The organism is Superficieibacter sp. HKU1 (assembly GCF_029319185.1).
Lineage (GTDB): Bacteria > Pseudomonadota > Gammaproteobacteria > Enterobacterales > Enterobacteriaceae > Superficieibacter.
Map to the genome: position 1 here is coordinate 132,052 of NZ_CP119754.1, position 18,888 is coordinate 150,939.

18 protein-coding genes and 1 pseudogene are annotated in these 18,888 nt (G+C 55.8%); 10 read left to right on the forward strand and 9 right to left on the reverse strand.

The features are described from left to right. Positions 1-16 precede the first annotated feature (16 nt). The 8 genes from lsrB to P0H77_RS00685 all read left to right on the forward strand — a co-directional run bounded on the left by lsrB (position 17) and on the right by P0H77_RS00685 (position 8,185). Positions 17-1,039: an autoinducer 2 ABC transporter substrate-binding protein LsrB gene (lsrB, locus tag P0H77_RS00650; RefSeq protein ID WP_276160958.1), complete on the forward strand. Its 1,023-nt coding sequence runs from the start codon at positions 17-19 to the stop codon at positions 1,037-1,039. Positions 1,040-1,058: 19 nt separating this feature from the next. Beyond that, positions 1,059-1,934 (forward strand): 3-hydroxy-5-phosphonooxypentane-2,4-dione thiolase, encoded by an 876-nt coding sequence (gene lsrF, locus P0H77_RS00655; RefSeq protein ID WP_276160959.1) that lies wholly within the window; start codon positions 1,059-1,061, stop codon positions 1,932-1,934. Between the two features lie 39 nt (positions 1,935-1,973). Continuing rightward, positions 1,974-2,264 carry a (4S)-4-hydroxy-5-phosphonooxypentane-2,3-dione isomerase gene (gene lsrG, locus P0H77_RS00660; protein WP_276160961.1) on the forward strand — a complete coding sequence of 97 codons (291 nt, stop codon included), beginning with the start codon at positions 1,974-1,976 and terminating at the stop codon, positions 2,262-2,264. Positions 2,265-2,644: 380 nt separating this feature from the next. Further along, positions 2,645-3,979, forward strand: a complete 1,335-nt coding sequence (locus tag P0H77_RS00665; protein ID WP_276160962.1) for an MFS transporter — start codon at positions 2,645-2,647, stop codon at positions 3,977-3,979. A 10-nt stretch (positions 3,980-3,989) separates the two neighbouring features. Beyond that, positions 3,990-4,940, forward strand: coding sequence for an aminoimidazole riboside kinase (locus P0H77_RS00670; protein WP_276160964.1), 951 nt, complete (start codon positions 3,990-3,992; stop codon positions 4,938-4,940). A 9-nt stretch (positions 4,941-4,949) separates the two neighbouring features. Continuing rightward, complete coding sequence (locus P0H77_RS00675; protein ID WP_276160966.1) at positions 4,950-5,990, forward strand: ADP-ribosylglycohydrolase family protein; 1,041 nt, start codon at positions 4,950-4,952, stop codon at positions 5,988-5,990. A 63-nt stretch (positions 5,991-6,053) separates the two neighbouring features. Continuing rightward, a complete protein-coding gene (locus P0H77_RS00680) occupies positions 6,054-6,776 on the forward strand; it encodes a GntR family transcriptional regulator (RefSeq protein ID WP_276160967.1) in 723 nt (240 codons plus the stop codon). Between the two features lie 104 nt (positions 6,777-6,880). After that, positions 6,881-8,185, forward strand: a complete 1,305-nt coding sequence (locus tag P0H77_RS00685) for an SLC13 family permease (protein WP_276160968.1) — start codon at positions 6,881-6,883, stop codon at positions 8,183-8,185. Between the two features lie 234 nt (positions 8,186-8,419). Here the strand turns inward: P0H77_RS00685 and tpiA are convergent, their stop codons facing one another. Both tpiA and P0H77_RS00695 read right to left on the reverse strand, forming a co-directional pair. Then, entirely contained in the window at positions 8,420-9,187 is a 768-nt protein-coding gene (tpiA, locus tag P0H77_RS00690) for a triose-phosphate isomerase (protein ID WP_276160969.1), read from the reverse strand. Positions 9,188-9,294: 107 nt separating this feature from the next. Further along, positions 9,295-9,891 (reverse strand): YiiQ family protein, encoded by a 597-nt coding sequence (locus tag P0H77_RS00695; RefSeq protein ID WP_276160970.1) that lies wholly within the window; start codon positions 9,889-9,891, stop codon positions 9,295-9,297. Between the two features lie 111 nt (positions 9,892-10,002). On the opposite strand from P0H77_RS00695, the gene P0H77_RS00700 reads away from it, so the two are divergent. Then, on the forward strand, positions 10,003-10,422 hold the full coding sequence (locus P0H77_RS00700; RefSeq protein ID WP_276160972.1) for a DUF805 domain-containing protein: 420 nt from the start codon (positions 10,003-10,005) through the stop codon (positions 10,420-10,422). On the opposite strand, the gene fpr is transcribed toward P0H77_RS00700, so the two are convergent. Together fpr and glpX are read right to left on the reverse strand one after the other, a co-directional pair. Next, a complete protein-coding gene (fpr, locus tag P0H77_RS00705) occupies positions 10,423-11,169 on the reverse strand; it encodes a ferredoxin--NADP(+) reductase (RefSeq protein WP_276160974.1) in 747 nt (248 codons plus the stop codon). It abuts the gene before it with no gap. Positions 11,170-11,264: 95 nt separating this feature from the next. Next, positions 11,265-12,275 (reverse strand): class II fructose-bisphosphatase, encoded by a 1,011-nt coding sequence (gene glpX / locus P0H77_RS00710; RefSeq protein ID WP_276160977.1) that lies wholly within the window; start codon positions 12,273-12,275, stop codon positions 11,265-11,267. A gap of 107 nt (positions 12,276-12,382) precedes the next feature. Between glpX and P0H77_RS00715 the strand changes: the two are divergent. Then, positions 12,383-12,892, forward strand: a pseudogene (locus P0H77_RS00715) (hypothetical protein). Between the two features lie 2 nt (positions 12,893-12,894). Here the strand turns inward: P0H77_RS00715 and recG are convergent. Genes recG through gmk form a run of 5 tightly spaced genes read right to left on the reverse strand, consistent with a single transcriptional unit; the run spans position 12,895 to position 18,747 of the window. Further along, complete coding sequence (gene recG / locus P0H77_RS00720; protein WP_276160982.1) at positions 12,895-14,976, reverse strand: ATP-dependent DNA helicase RecG; 2,082 nt, start codon at positions 14,974-14,976, stop codon at positions 12,895-12,897. 3 nt (positions 14,977-14,979) lie between these two features. Continuing rightward, entirely contained in the window at positions 14,980-15,669 is a 690-nt protein-coding gene (gene trmH / locus P0H77_RS00725) for a tRNA (guanosine(18)-2'-O)-methyltransferase TrmH (RefSeq protein WP_276160984.1), read from the reverse strand. 3 nt (positions 15,670-15,672) lie between these two features. Further along, a complete protein-coding gene (gene spoT / locus P0H77_RS00730; protein WP_276160989.1) occupies positions 15,673-17,775 on the reverse strand; it encodes a bifunctional GTP diphosphokinase/guanosine-3',5'-bis pyrophosphate 3'-pyrophosphohydrolase in 2,103 nt (700 codons plus the stop codon). An 18-nt stretch (positions 17,776-17,793) separates the two neighbouring features. Next, complete coding sequence (gene rpoZ, locus P0H77_RS00735) at positions 17,794-18,069, reverse strand: DNA-directed RNA polymerase subunit omega (RefSeq protein WP_000135057.1); 276 nt, start codon at positions 18,067-18,069, stop codon at positions 17,794-17,796. A gap of 54 nt (positions 18,070-18,123) precedes the next feature. Next, positions 18,124-18,747: a guanylate kinase gene (gene gmk, locus P0H77_RS00740; protein WP_276160990.1), complete on the reverse strand. Its 624-nt coding sequence runs from the start codon at positions 18,745-18,747 to the stop codon at positions 18,124-18,126. Positions 18,748-18,888 lie beyond the last annotated feature (141 nt).

The following is an 18,888-nucleotide window of genomic DNA, read 5'->3' on the forward strand; positions in this document are numbered from 1 at the left end:
AATTACGGAGAGAAAAATGGCAAGACAAAACATGAAGACGCTGACCTTACTCGTCGCACTTGGCCTCGCCTCCACGGCGATCGCAGCGCAGGCGGCAGAACGTATCGCGTTTATCCCGAAACTGGTAGGCGTTGGCTTTTTCACCAGCGGCGGCAATGGCGCGAAGGAAGCGGGCAAAGAACTGGGTATTGATGTGACGTACGATGGTCCGACCGAGCCGAGCGTCTCAGGCCAGGTCCAGCTGGTGAATAACTTCGTTAACCAGGGCTATGACGCGATTATCGTTTCTGCGGTGTCGCCCGACGGTCTGTGTCCGGCGTTAAAACGCGCTATGCAGCGCGGCGTGAAAGTGCTGACCTGGGATTCCGATACCAAACCGGAATGCCGCTCGTACTACATCGATCAGGGCACGCCGAAACAGCTCGGCGGCATGCTGGTGGATATGGCCGCGCATCAGGTGACCAAAGAGAAGGCGAAAGTGGCGTTCTTCTACTCCAGCCCAACGGTGACGGATCAGAACCAGTGGGTGAATGAGGCGAAAGCGAAAATCGCCAAAGATCATCCGGGCTGGGAAATCGTCACCACCCAGTTTGGCTATAACGACGCCACCAAATCGCTGCAAACGGCGGAAGGGATCATTAAAGCGTACGGCGATCTGGACGCCATCATCGCCCCTGATGCCAACGCCTTGCCCGCCGCGGCGCAGGCTGCTGAAAACCTCAAGCGCGACAATATCGCCATCGTCGGCTTCAGTACGCCGAACGTCATGCGTCCGTATGTGAAACGCGGCACCGTCAAAGAGTTCGGCCTGTGGGATGTGGTGCAGCAGGGAAAAATCTCGGTTCACGTCGCTAACGCATTGCTGAAAAACAAGCCGATGAATACCGGTGACAAGCTGGATATTCCGGGCGTCGGCCAGGTGGAAGTCTCGCCAAACAGCGTACAGGGCTATTCCTACGAAGCGAAAGGCAACGGCATCGTGCTGCTACCGGAGCGCGTGGTGTTCAACAAAGACAATATCGATAAATACGATTTTTGATCTCGCTGGGGAGTAAATAATGGCTGATTTAGATGACATCAAAGACGGTAAAGATTTCCATACCGATAAACCGCAAATCAATACCCCATTTACCTTAAAAGGCTGCGGCGCGCTGGACTGGGGCATGCAGTCCCGCCTGTCGCGCATTTTTAATCCGCATACCGGCAAAACGGTCATGCTGGCGTTCGACCACGGCTATTTTCAGGGGCCAACCACCGGGCTGGAACGGATTGATATTAATATTGCGCCGCTGTTTGAACATACGGATGTCCTGATGTGTACCCGTGGCATATTGCGCAGCGTCGTGCCGCCCGCCACCAATAAACCGGTGGTCTTACGCGCCTCGGGAGCGAATTCGATTTTAACCGAGCTGAGTAATGAGGCGGTGGCAGTCGCGATGGACGATGCGGTACGGCTGAATAGCTGCGCCGTCGCCGCCCAGGTCTATATCGGCACCGAGTATGAACACCAGTCGATTAAAAACATCATTCAGTTAATCGATGCCGGGCTGCGGGTCGGGATGCCGACCATGGCGGTGACCGGCGTCGGCAAAGACATGGCCCGCGATCAGCGCTATTTCTCGCTGGCGACGCGTATTGCGGCGGAGATTGGCGCGCAAATTATCAAAACCTACTACGTCGACAAAGGCTTTGAGCGGATTGCGGCAGGCTGCCCGGTGCCGATTGTGATCGCGGGCGGCAAAAAACTGCCCGAGCGTGAAGCGCTCGAGATGTGCTGGCGGGCCATCGATCAGGGAGCCAGCGGCGTGGATATGGGACGCAATATTTTCCAGTCGGAAGATCCGGTGGCGATGATCAAAGCGGTCCATGCCGTTGTGCATAAAAATGAGACGGCAGAACGGGCTTATGAACTGTTTCTTAGTGAAAAAGGGTAAGCCGTAAATCGTTCAGACCAGGCATACAGGAGGAGAATAATGCACGTTACGCTGGTGGAAATTAACGTTCACGAGGACAAAATCGGGCAGTTTATTGATGTTTTTCGCCAGAATCATCTCGGTTCTGTACAGGAAGCGGGCAACCTGCGTTTTGACGTTTTACAGGACCCGGAGACGCCGACGCGGTTCTACATCTATGAAGCTTACGTCGATGAACAGGCCGTCGCGATGCATAAAACCACGCCGCACTACAAAGCCTGCGTTGAGCAGCTCGAGCCGCTGATGAGCGGTCCGCGTAAGAAAACGGTTTTTATCGGCCTGATGCCCTGAGGAGCGCCCATGAACCGCGAGTTCGCCGCTTCGTTATAACCCGCTGTACTCAAAAGTATTTACTGATATTGCCTGTCTCCTTAACGTTAGGCGACAGGCATTCTTCTGATTTTCCATCCCTTCACTATCTTTCCTTCCCACTGACCCTTTTCTGGCTGGCGATGCCTCCGCCATTGACGGTTATTTATACAAAATTATGTGAGCCCGATCAAAAGATATAAAGGTATACCTTTATATCTTTTAGGCGATGGCTATACTCGCTCTGAAACCATCGTAAACAGTGAATACGATAGTTTCTCTTTAAAAACGTTTTTATTTCATGATGTTAAATTGCGGGTTCTTCGAGATGTTTTCGCCTTTACACCTGAAGGAATATCGACATGAAACTTTCTATCGTGGAAAAAATCGGCTTCGGCGCGGGGGATATGGCGATAAACGTCGTGATTATCGCTATGCAGCTGCTGCTGGCTTATTTCTATACCGATATTTATGGCCTGAAGGCCGCAGATGTCGGCGTGCTGCTGGTGGTGGTACGCATGATCGATGCCATTATCGATCCGGCGATGGGTATTCTTACTGATAAATTAAATACGCGCTGGGGACGCTATCGTCCGTGGCTATTATGGTTTGCCCTGCCGTTTGGTTTCGCCGTCTACCTGATGTTTATCACGCCTGATATGGCCTATATGGCTAAGCTGGCCTGGGCGTATGGCACCTATATCCTGATGACGCTGGTCTATACCGCCATCACCATCCCCTATATTTCCATGATTGGCGTCATTACCAGCGATCCGGTTGAACGCCTCAGCGCCAACGGCTATCGCTTCGTAATGACCAAAATCGCGGCTTTTCTGGTGACCATCGTTGTGCCAATGCTGGCCGTCTGGCTGGGGCAGGGCAATAAAGCGCTCGGTTATCAACTTTCTATGGGATTGATGGGCGCAATGGGCGCGCTGTTGTTTATCTTCTGTTTTCTGACTACCCGTGAACGCAGCGAGCCGGAAATTACGTCGCTCTCCGTCGGCAAGCAGTTTAAATATCTGCTGCGTAACGATCAGTGGATCATTCTGGGTGTGGTGATCCTGTTGTTAATGTGCGGCTATGTTATTCGTGGTTCCGTCGCAGCGTATTACGCTAAGTATTTCCTCAACGGTGGGGATAACCTGATTTCACCGTTCCTGACCACCGGCGTGGTGGCGTCAATTCTGGCAATGATTGCCACCACCTGGGTGACGAAGTTCTGGGACAAAATAAAAATGTTCCGCTACACCCAATTAATCACCTTTATTCTGAGCGCGCTGATGTATTTCTTCGTCGGACGGGAAAACCTCGTGCTGGCATTCGCGTTCTATTTCCTCATCAATTTTTTCTGCGACATGCAAATGCCGGTGTTCTGGTCTTCCATTGCCGAAGCGGTGGACTACGGCGAGAAGAAAACCGGCCTGCGCGTTTCCGGTCTTGCCTTTGGCGGCATCCTCTTTTTCCAGAAATTTGGCATGGGCGTCGCGGGCGGCGTGCTGGGCTTCCTGCTGAGTCATTTTGGTTATCAGGCCGATGTTGAGCAAAGCGCGCGTTCGTTGAGCGGTATTGCGCTGATGATGACGCTTATTCCGGCATTGTTCCACCTCCTGGTTGGGCTGCTGATGAAAAAGTATCTGATTAATAACCACTATTACCGCGATATTCAGCGCGAGCTGGCGCAGCGTCAGGCATAAGGAGACGCATATGAATAAGATTTGGGTGATTGGCGATGCGTCTGTTGATCTCGTCCCGGAAACGCAAAATATCTATCTGAAATGTCCCGGCGGCGCGTCGGCGAATGTTGCGGTCTGCGTGGCCCGTTTAGGCGGCTCGTGCGGTTTTATCGGTTGCCTTGGTGACGACGACGCTGGCCGTTTTCTGCGTCAGGTTTTTGAGGATAACGGCGTGGACGTCGCATTCCTCAGACTGGACGCGGCGCTGACCAGCGCGGTGCTGATCGTCAATCTGACGGACGACGGAGAGCGCAGCTTCACCTATCTGGTGCACCCCGGGGCCGACACCTGTGTCTCACCGCAGGACCTGCCGCCCTTTTGCAGGAACGAGTGGTTCTGTTTTAGCTCGATTGGCTTAACCGACCATCCGGCGCGTGAAGCCTGCCTGGAAGGCGCGAGGCGAATGCGTGAAGCTGGCGGCCACGTTCTGTTTGACGTCAATCTACGGACCACCATGTGGCAGGACAGCAGTGAGATCCCCGCGCTGATTGCCCGGTCCGCCGCGCTGGCCTCTGTCTGCAAAGTCTCTGCTGATGAACTGTGCCAGTTAAGCGGAGCCAGCCGCTGGCAGGACGCCCGTTACTACCTGCGTGAACGGGGATGCGAGACCACCATCATCTCCCTGGGGAAGGAAGGCGCACTGTTGATTTGCGCAGAGGGAGAACATTACTTTCCCGCGCCGCACGTTGAGGTGGTGGACACCACTGGCGCGGGCGATGCGTTTGTCGGCGGCCTGCTTTTTACGCTCTCGCAGACTGATAACTGGCGTCAGGCATTACTGGCTGAGGCGATCGGCAACGCCAATGCCTGCGGCGCAATGGCAGTGACGGCAAAAGGTGCGATGACCGCACTGCCGTTCCCTGACCAGCTCAACACTTTCTTGTCCAGTCATCCGCTGGCGCAAGTCGTTACCGTGAAATAAGGAGTCATCATGCACGTTGATCACAATAAAATTCTGGGATGTCTGGTAGGTGCCGCCGCGGCGGACGCGATGGGTGCCGCAACGGAAGTCCGGACTCAGCAGCAGATTAAGGACTACTTTGGCGGGTGGGTTACCACGTTTCAGAAACCCCCGGCAGATACCTTCGGACGTTGCAACGACGCAGGAATGTGTACCGATGACTTTATCCAGGCGAAGTACATCATGGAGGCGCTATTGCGCCATCAGCGTGCCGTCAGCGATGAGGCGATGCGCGAAGCTTTCCAGCAATGGCTCGATTACCCTTACTACGCCAACTTTACCGGCCCCACGACGCGGGCGGCGATGAAAGCCATTTTTAACGACAATCGCGCGTCATTACAGGGCGAGCTGGAGGGAGAAAAGCAGTCGGTACAAATCATCAATAAAGGCAACGCCGAGGCGACCAACGGGGCGGCGATGAAAATCTGGCCTGCGGCAGTGCTGCATCCCGGTGACATCGACGCGGCGATCCAGTGCGCGCTACAGATTTGCCGTTTCACGCACAACAACGTGCTGGCCATGTCAGGCGCAGCGGCAATGGCGGCGGCGACCAGCGAAGCGTTAAAAGCGCAGACCAGCGCCGACAGTATCATTGCGGCGGGAGTGTATGGTGCGCAACGCGGATACCTGCTTGCGCAGGAGCAGGGCGCGATGATGGTTGCCGGTCCATCGGTTGCCCGGCGTATTGAACTGGCCGTTGATATTGGTAAGCGGCATCGCCACTGGGAAACCGCGATCGTGGACATCGCCGATATTATCGGCTCCGGGTTGCACGTCAGCGAGGCTGTCCCGGCAGCCTTCGGTCTGTTCGCATGTTGTCCGGATTCCGCCGTTGATGCTATTATCTCCGGCGTTAATATCGGCAATGATACCGATACTGTCGCCACGATGGTTGGCGCAATATCCGGCGCATTCCACGGTGTGAACGCCTTTCCTGCCGATTATTTAACAACCGTGGATCGTATGAATCATTTCGATTTGGCAGAACTGGCCAGACAAATCGCAGGGTAGCGTATTCATCCTGCCGGGGACGGAAAGATCGTCCCCTGTCGGCTGAGACATGAGGTAAACAGCTTGCAGGTTGATAAAACGAGTTTTACTCCGCTTTATAAGCAGTTGTTTTTTATCCTCTGCCAGCAGATCCAGAACGGCGCGCTGCCTGTCGGCCACCAGTTACCCACGCAAAAAGAGATTGCCCGCACCTACAATGTTTCGCTGATCGTCGTGAAGCAGGCCTGGAGCGAGCTGATTAACGCGGGGATTATTACTTCGCAGCGCGGCAGCGGTTCGATAGTGTGCGCGGTACCGGAAGGGGTGAGCTACGGCCATACGTTTCGCGGGATCACCAGCGATTTGCAGGATGCCAGTGTCGCTGTCGAAAACCGCATTCTGGAGATTGCCCCGCGCCGCGCGCGTGATGCCCAGGCTGACGGCCTGAGTTTACCTGCGCATCACCACTATTTTTATATTTCGCGCATTCGTTATCTGAACAATCGTCCGTTTAACCATGAGAAAATTTATCTCGATCTCAGCTTTTTCCCCGATCTTGCATTAACCGCAGAGGCTCTGGAGCATACGTCCCTGTATTCTCTGTTGCAGGTCGCCAGCGACTCGGCGACTGAAAAAGTTGAAGCCATCTTACCGTCTGCGGATCTGTGTGAGAAATTACAGATTGCGGCCAATAAACCGATCTTATCCGTGGCCAGACAGACCTTTATGGCCGGAGCTGACAGGCCTTTTGAATACTGCCGATACTACGTATTGTCAGAGTACTTTGGCGAAATTCACTATCATTAATCCCTGTAATAAACGTCCGTTGCGTAGATAGCCCCACCAACTCTGGCGTTTACTCCCGCTGTCTGTCCCCGTATCCTTGTTGAAAAAATCATCAGGAGACAGGCATGTCGCTCTGGCTTACCCACCCGCTATTCCTTCCGTCCGTGGTCGTTGGCATTACCATTTTACTCTGGGCGACCTCGCTGCTGCCGGAGTTCATCACCGCACTACTGTTTTTTGCCGTCGCGATGATCGCCAAAATTGCCCCGCCGGAGGTGATTTTCGGCGGCTTTGCCTCGTCGGCCTTCTGGCTGGTGTTCAGCGGTTTTGTGCTGGGCGTGGCGATCCGCAAAACGGGACTGGCGGACAGGGCGGCACGGGCGCTATCGGCGAAGTTGACCGATTCCTGGCTGCTGATGGTGGCGAGCGTGGTTCTGCTCAGCTATGCGCTGGCGTTTGTGATGCCGTCTAACATGGGACGTATCGCGCTGCTGATGCCGATTGTGGCGGCGATGGCGGCCCGCGCGGGCATTCAGGACGGCAGCCGCGCGTGGTATGGTCTGGCGCTGGCGGTCGGCTTTGGCACCTTCCAGCTTTCCGCGACCATTCTGCCCGCCAACGTGCCAAATCTGGTGATGAGCGGCGCGGCAGAAGGCGCGTACGGTATCCATCTCAACTACGTGCCCTACCTGCTGCTGCACACGCCGGTATTAGGAATTCTTAAGGGGCTTATCCTGATCGGTCTGATCTGCTGGCTGTTCCCCGGTAAGCCGCAGCCGCCGCGTGAACTGATGCCGTCTGCGCCAATGAGCGGCGAGGAAAAACGCCTCGCCTGGCTGCTGGCGGTGGTGCTGATTTTATGGGTGACCGAGAGCTGGCACGGCATCGGCCCCGCCTGGGTTGGGCTGGCGGCGGCCTGTGTAACGTTACTCCCGCGCGTGGGCTTTATCAGCGGCGAAGAGTTCGCTTCCGGGGTCAATATGCGCACCTGCTTTTACGTCGGCGGCATTCTGGGGCTGGCGCTGACCGTAACGGAAACGGGGATCGGCGGCGCGGTAGGTGATGCGTTACTGCACGTAATGCCGCTCGATCCGGCGCGGCCTTTCACCAGCTTCCTCGCCCTGACCGGGATCACCACCGCACTCAATTTTATTATGACCGCCAACGGCGTGCCAGCACTGTATACCACGCTGGCACAGAGCTTTTCGGATGCGACAGGCTTTCCGCTGCTCAGCGTGATTATGATTCAGGTGGCGGGATACTCGACGCCGCTGTTGCCGTATCAGGCGTCGCCGATTGTGGTGGCGATGGCGCTCGGTAAAGTCCCGGCTCGCGCAGGAATGCTGCTGTGCCTGGCGCTGGCGCTGGTGACGTATCTGCTGCTGGTGCCGCTGGATTACGTGTGGTTTAACCTGCTGGGGAAATTGTAGGTGTGAATGCCCGGTGGCGCTGCGCTTACCGGGCCTACGGGATGCGATTACGTGAACATAACGTAGGCCGGGTAAGATGCGTCAGCATCGCCACCCGGCATTAACGTGACGTTAGCCGCGATGGGTTACCTGTCCGGTGGCGCTGCGCTTACCGGGCCTACGGAATGCGATTACGTGAACATAACGTAGGCCGGGTAAGGCGAAGCCGCCACCCGGCACTCACGGCAACTGCGGTTACGCCTGTTTAGCGGCTTCGGCTGCTTTAACGATCACCGCGAAAGCGTCAGCTTTCAGGGACGCGCCGCCAACCAGTGCGCCGTCGATGTCCGGCTGGGTGAACAATTCGGCCGCGTTAGAGGCGTTTACGGAACCGCCGTACTGAATAATAACCTGCTCTGCTACTTTTGCGTCGGCTTTGGCAATGTGGTCACGGATAAATTTGTGAACCGCCTGTGCCTGGGCAGGCGTTGCAGATTTGCCGGTACCGATCGCCCATACTGGTTCGTAGGCGATAACCGCGCCTTCGAATGCCGCTGCGCCCTGAGTTTTCAGGACCGCATCGATCTGACGAGCACAGACTTCTTCCGTTTTGCCCGCTTCGTTTTCGGCTTCGGTTTCACCGATGCACAGAACCGGGATCAGACCCTGCTCTTTCAGTACGGCAAATTTCTTCGCGATCAGCTCGTCGGATTCTTTGTGGTAAGTACGACGCTCTGAGTGACCGATAATGATGTATTTCGCGCCGATATCTTTCAGCATTTCGGCAGAGGTTTCACCGGTAAATGCACCGGACTGATTCAGGTCGACGTTCTGCGCGCCCAGCACGATGTGGCTGCCCGCTGCGGCCTGTTTTGCCAGGTCGATGTACATTTCCGGCGGCGCGATCGCTACGCCACAACCGGTGACGCCAGCCAGCTCTTTACGCAGGTTAGCCACCAGTTCGTTAACCATATGGCGGCTGCCGTTCAGTTTCCAGTTACCCATCACTAGAGGATGTCGCATTTTAATTCTCCACGCTGTAAGCGAGTTAGGGAATATTGCCGCCCCTCAGGGCAGCATGGTCTGTGAGTCAGTATAGAGATTGATCGCTTCAAAGGCTTTGCTTTTCGTCATTTATTGTCGCCTTCATTGCTATCAGATAACGTCAGCTTAATCGGTTCAACAGCGAAGGTCAGCCCTTTTTCGCCGTTATCCGCTACAACATAGCGAATGGCGCCTTCGGTTTCGGCGTAATAACGCTGGCCTTTGCCTGCCGCGAGCAATTTTTGCAGCTTTTGCTGGCTTTGCGCTTTGGTCATTGTCGGGATAAACACACGCAGTACGGCGCTCATGTACTCATGAGCTTTAGCTCTGGCCGATTTTTGCTCCGATCCCTGAATGGGAAGCCAGGTGAGCTGCATGGATTTGATCTTCAACGTGCCGCGTTCGAGTGCGGTAGAGGCGTAAAGATTTTCGTTAATCTTACTGGCGGCACGCGTCAAATTGACGCCATCCTTTACGCCCGCAATCGCGCGAAACTCATTGAGCGGCAGGCCAGGATTGTCGGTATTAAATTTTTCCCGAAACTGGCTGATGGATTGATCGAACGTGGGGGAACCGGCCAGCAAATAAGGCGCGGTCACGCCGGGGGGGTCCTCAGCCAACGCGGATGCGCTCACGGTGAAGCCCGTCAGCCAGAGTAAAAGCAGTATTCCCCATCTCTTCATTACTATCGCCTTTTTACCAGTCTGCTTCGATTAAAACGATAACCGCCGGACTTGTCAAAAACTGACGACTTCAGGGTAAACTACGCGCAATAACATAATAAGGATGAATGCATGACCCTACAGCAGTGGTTATTTTCAATTAAAGGGCGCACTGGACGCCGTGATTTCTGGATTTGGATCGTCATCTGGCTGGTGGCGATGTTTTGCCTCTTTACCCTTGCAGGCAGCAACCTGATCGATATGCAAATCGCCGCGTTTGCGCTGGTTTGCCTGCAATGGCCTACCGCGACAGTGGTAATAAAACGTCTGCACGATCGCGGTAAATCGGGCCTGTGGGCGCTATTGCTGATTCTGGCGTGGATGCTGCTGGCCGGAAACTGGGCAATTCTGCCGGGCATCTGGCAGTGGATAGTGGGGCGTTTTATTCCCACGCTGGTGATGGTAATGATGGTAATCGAACTGGGCGCGTTTATCGGCACCCAGGGCGAGAACAAGTACGGTAAAGAGACGCAGGACGTTAAATTCCGCTGATCACCAGTAGTGCTCAGCGGTCATATGACCCGGACGACGGCGCAAATGTTTGGTCATCTGCCGGGTATCTTTCAGCATTTGCTGGGTATCGCGCACCATCTGCGGGTTGCCGCACAGCATGACGTGGCTGGTTTCAGGCGTCAGTGGTAATCCGGTGGCCTCTTCCAGCGCGCCGCTCTCAATCAACGCCGGGACGCGTCCGGTCAGCGAGCCGGCGACGTTTTCCCGGCTAACCACCGTTTGAATACGAAGTTTACCTTCGTAACGCCGCTGCAATTCCAGCATCAATGGCAGGTAGCTGAGATCCGCCGCGTAGCGTACGGCATGCACCAGCACCAGATTTGTGAAACGCTCCAGGTCTTTACCCTCCTGCAAAATGGAAAGGTAAGGGCCCAGTGCCGTCCCCGTTGCCAGCATCCACAGCGTCTGGCAGTCAGGCACTTCTTCCAGGACGAAGAATCCGGCCGCCTCGCTGACAAGCTGAACCTCATCGCCAGGCTTTAGCGCAGCCAGCCGGGGACTGAGCTTTCCTTCCGGCACGGTGACCAGATAAAACTCAAGATCGGGATTATGCGGCGCGTTAACGTAGGAATAAGCGCGCTGCACGCGCTCGCCGTCGATTTCCAGTCCCAGCTTGGTGAACTGTCCGGCGGTGAAAGGCTGAACGGGAGCATGAACGGTGAGGCTAAACAGCGCATCGGTCCAGTATTCTACTTTGGTTACTTTGCCTGTTACCCAGTCCGCCATGGTGATCTCCTCTTGGTTTCGTTACCTTATCTTCGTCGCTCGGCGTTAACATTTCCAGCCCCGCAAGGCTGGAAAGCTCTCCAGGACAAATATTTTCAGAGGATGTGACGCTGAACGTCTGGATCTTTGCGATCCAGATAGTGAATCGATTTGATGCGGCGAATGGTGCGGGATTTTCCGCGGATCAGCAGCGTTTCGGTGGTGGCGATATTTCCCTTGCGGCTAATCCCTTCCAGCAAATCACCTTTGGTAATGCCGGTGGCGGAGAAAATCACGTTGTCGCTGCGCGCCATATCGTCGAGTCGCAGCACGTTGCCCGCCTCAATCCCCATCGCCTGACAGCGTGCCAGCTCATTTTCGCCGATGCGACGGTTCTCTTCACTGTCGCCTTTAACGTGATGACGTGCCAGCAGGCGACCGTTCATATCGCCGTCCAGCGCGCGGATCACTGCCGCCGAGACCACGCCTTCCGGCGCGCCGCCGATGCCGTACAGCACGTCAACTTCGCTGTCCGGCATACAGGTCAGTATGGAGGCCGCCACGTCACCATCCGGAATGGCAAACACGCGCACGCCCAGTTGCTGCATTTCGGCAATGGTCTCGTCATGGCGCGGTTTGGCGAGAATAGTGACGGTCAGTTCGCTTAACGGTTTATGGAGCGCGGCGGCGATATTACGCAGGTTATCGGCCAACGGCAGATTGAGGTCGATAGCGCCTTTTGCGCCCGGTCCGACAATCAGCTTTTCCATATACATGTCCGGCGCGTTCAGGAAGCTGCCTTTATCGCCGACGGCCAGCACCGCCAGCGCGTTCGCCTGGCCCATGGCGGTCATCCGGGTGCCTTCAATGGGATCAACCGCGATATCCACCGCGTCGCCCTGGCCGGTACCGACCTGCTCGCCGATATAGAGCATCGGCGCTTCGTCGATTTCGCCTTCGCCAATCACGATGGTCCCGTCGATATTGACCTGATTAAGCATAATGCGCATGGCGTTAACCGCCGCGCCGTCAGCGGTGTTTTTATCGCCGCGTCCCAACCATTTATAGCCTGCCAGCGCCGCCGCTTCGGTGACGCGCGAAAATTCGATTGCCAGTTCCCGTCTCATTGCCAACTCATGTAAGAAGAAAAATTGCGCGCAGTTTAGCACACGCAGGATAGACAACCCTACCGGCACAAGGTGTACTCTTCCGTACAGTCAGCCAGGGAGGCGCTATGTCGCGAAAAAATAAGAAGGAGGCGTTAACGCCAGAGGAATGCTGCCGGGCAATATTTGGTGATGAACCGCCTGTCAGACACGTATGGGAACCTGAATTTGACTACGTGTTCAATGAGATTGGCGGGATAGCACCAGTGATGCGCATCATCTGGTCCCGCTGGTGGTCACTGGATTCCGTAGGCAAAGCAGTATGCGCCCTGCAATACGCGGCGTATCTCATCTATGCCGGCGAGGACAACATCCTCTGCTCATAGGGATGGCACTGCGCTGGCTGGCTCCATCCTTTAAGCCATACTGAATTCTGGTCGCAAGAGAACTGGGCATTTCTGTGCACGGCATTAACACCACAGACGATACTGGAAGGTGTTCAGGCGGCGGCTGAAAAATTGCGCGGCGAACCGGAAGAAGATATCGCGGCGCGAATTGCCCAGGATGCGCTTAAGGCCGCCGAGATTATTGCGATTCAGATCGAGGATGTGCTGACGGAACTTGCGTGCGGCACATAACGTCAGGCATTCGAATAACGCTCCGTTTCCGGCATCCAGCGTTCAATCAGTGCAACCGCCTGCTCCGGATAACGTTCGTGAATATGGCGCGCCAGGCGCTGAACTTCGGGGATCATCGTCTGATCGCGCAATAAATCTGCCACCCTGAATTCGGCGTTGCCCGTCTGGCGGGTGCCCAGCAGTTCACCCGGCCCACGGATTTCGAGATCTTTTTGCGCGATGATAAAACCGTCGGTGCTGTCGCGCAGTACCTGTAACCGTTTTTGCGCGGTTTTGGACAACGGCGATTTGTAGAGCAGCACGCAGTGGGAGGCTACCGCGCCACGCCCGACGCGTCCCCGCAGCTGATGAAGCTGCGCCAGCCCCAGACGCTCCGGGTTTTCGATAATCATCAGGCTGGCGTTGGGCACGTCCACGCCCACTTCGATAACCGTCGTCGCCACCAGCAAGTGCAGCTCGCCCTGCTTAAAGGACTGCATGACGGCTTGTTTCTCAGCCGGTTTCATCCGCCCATGCACCAGACCGACGTTAAGCTCCGGCAGCGCCAGCTTCAGCTCTTCCCACGTCGCTTCTGCGGCCTGGGCTTCCAGCAGGTCTGATTCCTCAATGAGCGTACAAACCCAGTATGCCTGCCGTCCTTCGGTGGTGCAGGCATTGCGCACGCGATCGATGATATCGCTACGCCGGGTGTCCGGAATGGCAACCGTGGTAACGGGCGTGCGGCCCGGCGGCAGTTCGTCAATCACCGAGGTATCCAGATCGGCGTAAGCCGTCATCGCCAGCGTGCGCGGGATCGGCGTGGCGGTCATGATCAGCTGATGGGGATGAAAACCCTGTTGCTGGCCTTTTTCCCACAGCGCCAGCCGCTGATGGACGCCGAAACGGTGCTGTTCATCGATGATCACCAGCGCCAGGCCGTTAAATTGCACCTGTTCCTGGAAGATAGCGTGGGTACCTACCACCATCTGCACCTGGCCACTGGCAATCGCCTCCTGCTGAGCAAGCCGCGCTTTGCCTTTTTGCTTACCTGCCAGCCAGCCGACGTTGATTCCGAGCGGTTCAAACCAGCTGCGGAAGTTACTGGCGTGTTGCTCGGCGAGCAGTTCGGTGGGGGCCATCAGCGCCACCTGCCTGCCGTGCGCGATGGCGCGCAAGGCGGCGAGCGCGGCGACCAGCGTTTTACCGGAGCCGACATCGCCCTGCACCAGGCGCATCATCGGAAAATCCAGCGCCATATCATGTTCGATTTCCGCCACTACCCGCGTCTGTGCGCCGGTCGGTTTAAAGGGCAGGGACGCGAGAAAACGGTTTTTTAACTCATCCTGCGGGCTGAGCGGTTGCGCATGATAGCGCTGTGCGCCAGCACGTAGCGCAAGCATGCTGAGATTGTGCGCCAGCAGTTCTTCAAGAATAAGACGCCGCTGCGCGGGATGCTGGCCCGTTTCCAGATCGGCCAGTTGCAGTGACGGTGGTGGACGGTGCAGGGTACGCAGCGCCTCCGGCAGCGTCATCATCCCCTGCGCCAGCTGCGGGGGTAACAGCTCGGTAATTGCGCAGGTATCCAGCAGATCCAGCGCCTGATCGGTCAGCTTGCGCAGCGTCGCCTGTTTCACGCCTTCCGTCGTCGGGTAGACCGGCGTCAGGGTCTCCTGAAGTTCCGGCGTGCTGAGATCGCCCTGCACGCGGTACTCTGGATGGATCATCTCCGCGCCGTACTTCCCGCGTTTTGCTTCGCCATACGCCAGCACGCGTCGCCCGGTGGCGAGGCTGTTTTTCATCGCCGCGTTGAAGTTGAAAAAGCGCATGGTCAGAATGCCGGAACCGTCGCTGATTTGACAGGTCATCATCCGGCGACCGCCGAAGGTGATATTACTGTTCAGCACTTCACCTTCCACGGTAGCGTAAATACCAGGCAGCAACTCACCGATAGGATAAAGCTGGGTGCGGTCTTCGTAGCGCAGCGGGAGGTGTAAAAGGAGATCCTGAACGGTATGCAGGCCAATCTTTGCCAGCTTGCTGCTCTGCGCCGCGCCGACGCCGGTCAGGGAGCTAAGCGGGATGGCGTCCAGCAACCGGCCCTGCATGTTTTAGCCTGCGGCCTGCATGGTTGACCACCATGCGGCGTCTGCATCAAGCTCGCCCTGCTCATTGACGCGCGGATAGGGCAGACCTTTACGTTTTGCAACGCGCGCCAGTACCGGATAGCCGCCCTCAAACAGCAGGCGCTGCTGTTCTTCTTCCGGCAGGTTGCTGTTTTCACGCAGGTACATCCCCGCGTTTTGCCGCTGGCGCTGCGCTTCATAGAGGATCAATGCGGAGGCGACGGAAACATTCAGCGACTGCACCATGCCGACCATCGGAATGATGATGTCCTGGTCGGCGAGGGCTAACGCTTCCTGAGTTATACCGGTTTTTTCCTGGCCCATCAGAATGCAGGTCGGGCGGGTATAGTCGATTTCGCGAAAATCAACGGCTTTGTCGGAAAGATTGGTCGCCAGAATCTGCATACCGCAGCCTTTCAGATGCGTAACGGCATCACTGATGGTGCGGTGAGTTTTGACCTCAACCCAGCTATTGCTGCCCGCCGCCGCAGAAGCCATCGTGCGCATCCGGTTGCCCGGCCAGACGGCGTGCACTTCATGCACGCCGATGGCGTCAGCGGTACGGATAATCGCCGAGACGTTATGAGGCTTATGCACCTGCTCCATACACACCGTCAGATCGGGCTGACGTCTGGCGAGCATCTCGCGTATACGCGCATAACGTTGTGGATTCATACGCTAATTTCGGTTACGGGTGACTTTAATGACGTCCGGCATCACGCGAATTTTGCGCATAATATTCGCCAGCTGCACGCGGTCACGCGCCGTCAGGCGAATAAAGGCGCTGTAGACGCGGCCATCTTTCTCTTCCGTGTTCAGACTCTGGATATTTGAGGACGCCGTGTTGATCGCCGCCGTCAGGTTCGCCAGCGCGCCCTGATGATTAAACATATCTACCTTGATCTCGGTGATAAATTCCTGCTCGGTCTCTTTATCCCATTCAACCGCCATAAACTTCTCCGGCTCTTTCTGGTAGCCGCGAATATTTCGACAGGATTCATGGTGAATAACCAGACCTTTACCAGGGCTGACGTGCGCAATGATCGGATCGCCGGGGATAGGACGGCAGCACTTGGCAAAGGTGATCAGCACGCCATCTGCGCCTTTTATGGGCAGATGTCCGCTACCCGGTTGGGGCGTCATCGCATCACCCTGCTGAAGGTTTTTCGCTACCACCACGCTCATCGCGTTGCCAAGACCAATTTCGGCCAGCAGATCGTCCAGCGAGGCGAGCTTCATGCGGTCAAGTTCACGCTGAATGCTTTCCTGCGGGATCTCGGCCAGCTTGCGACTGCCGCCCAGAGCGTGATTAAGCAGACGTCGGCCAAGGCTCACCGAGTCGTCGCGCTTGAGGTTCTTCAGCAGCTGGCGAATTTTGGCGCGCGCTTTCGAGCTGACGACAAAGTTCAGCCAGGCGGCGTTAGGACGGGCGCCCGGCGCGGTAATAATTTCAATGGTCTGACCGCTGGTCAGTGGCTGCGAGAGCGGGTACGGCTGGCGGTCAACGCGTGCGCCGACGCAGGCGTGACCGATATCGGTATGCACCGCGTAGGCGAAGTCGACTGGCGTCGCACCGGCAGGCAGTTCAACAATGCGGCCTTCCGGCGTGAAAACGTAAATCTCATCGGGGAACAGATCGGATTTAACGCTCTCAATGAACTCAAACGAGCTACCGGCGCTCTGCTGAAGTTCCAGCAGGCTTTGCATCCAGCGCTGGGCGCGGATTTGTGCCGTGGTGCTGGTTTCACCGTGCTCTTTATAAGCCCAGTGTGCCGCGACCCCCATTTCCGCCATCTGATCCATATCTTCGGTGCGCACCTGCACTTCTACCGGCACGCCGTGCGGGCCGATCATGGAGGTGTGCAGAGACTGATAGCCGTTCGCTTTCGGAATGGCGATATAGTCCTTCATGCGGCCCGGACGCGGTTTGTACAGGCTGTGCATCTGACCCAGCACGCGGTAACAGGTGTCGGCGTCCTGAACGATAACGCGGAACGCGTAGATGTCCATGATCGAGTGAAAACGCTGCTCTTTAAGCACCATTTTGCAGTAAATCGAGTAAAGATGTTTCTCACGACCACTCACGCGACAGGGAATACCGGCTTCCTGTAAACGCCCTTCGATTTCAGAGAGGATTTTCTGGATCATCTCTTTACGGTTGCCGCGCGCGGCTTTCACCACCTCTTTAATCACGCGATAGCGATTCGGGTGCAACGCTTCAAAGCCCAGCTCTTCCAGCTCGGTTTTGATGTGATGGATACCCAAACGGTGCGCCAGCGGGCTATATATTTCGAGGGTTTCACGGGCGATGCGGCGGCGCTTGTCCGGGCGTAAAGCCCCCAGCGTGCGCATGTTGTGAGTGCGGTCAGCGAGTTTGATGAGAATGACGCGGATATCCTGCACCATCGCCATGATCATCTTGCGAAAGTTTTCGGCCTGCGCCTCTTTCTTGTCGCGGAATTTAAGCTTATCCAGCTTAGAGACCCCTTCCACCAGCTCGGCAACGCTTTTGCCAAACAGCTGTTCCATGTCCTGATAGGTGGCGGGGGTATCTTCAATCACGTCATGCAGCAGCGCAGCCATTAGCGTTTCATAGTCGAGTTTCATCTCGGCCAGAATACAGGCTACCGCCACCGGGTGTGTGATATAGGGTTCACCGCTTGAACGTGTCTGACCCTCGTGAGCGTCACGTGCAACGAGATATGCCTGCCGAAGACGCTTAATCTGGTCTTCCGGCAGGTAATTTTGAATCAGCTGATTCAGGCTTTCAAACAGATACAAGGGCGACCCGCTTTGTGATTAACGACGACCTTCAGCAATAGCGGTAACGGCTTGAATTTCAGCGGCTTCCTGCTCTTGCTGTTCCTGGCGCTCACGGACGTCGAGGATCTGGTTGTTGATCAGACCTTCTTCGATCTCGCGCAGCGCGATAACGGTAGTTTTATCGTTTTCTTCCGGTACCAGCGGATCCTTTCCGCCTACCTGCATCTGACGAGCGCGACGCGCGGCGACCAGTACCAGGTCAAAACGGTTACCAATTTTCTCTACAGCGTCCTGAACAGTTACGCGTGCCATACTTAAAATGCTCCACAGATGAAGAAAGAACTGGGCATGATACTGAAAGTGGGTTCAGTCTGCCAACAGTTTGGTGATTAAAGCGTCATGTCGCTGTTTCTGGCGGCTCATACGCAGACGTTCAGCACGAATGATGGTTTTCAGATCGCCGATGGCGGTATCGAAATCATCATTCACAATAAGATAATCATATTCGGCGTAATGGCTCATTTCTGCAACTGCCTGGGCCATACGTTTTGCAATAACCTCTTCGCTATCCTGACCGCGACCGCGCAAACGGCGATCCAGCTCAATTTTAGACGGTGGCAGGACAAAAATACTGCGTGCCTGCGGCATTTTCTCACGAATTTGCTGTGCGCCCTGCCAGTCAATATCCAGAAAAACATCCACGCCGGTCGCCAGCACTTGTTCAATAGCTTCCCGCGAGGTGCCGTAGTAATTGCCAAACACTTCCGCATGCTCAAGAAAGGCATTATTGCTGATCATGGTTCTGAACTCATCATGATTCACAAAGAAGTAGTGTTCACCGTGCGCCTCACCCGGACGCGGTGCGCGCGTGGTGTGCGAAACGGAAACCTGAGTATCGTACAGCGGCTGGGTTTTCAACAACGCCTGAATCAGGCTGGATTTACCCGCGCCGCTGGGGGCAGAAACAATATAAAGCGTGCCTTGAGCCATGAGAATCTTATGTATGTGTTAAACGAAAGTGAGCTTACATACGAGCCTATTATACACGTCGCCGTTACGTGACGTAGCCTTCGTCACACTTTTTGCACTGGTTTCTTTCATTTTGCGAGCCGCTTTCCTGATTTCATTGCC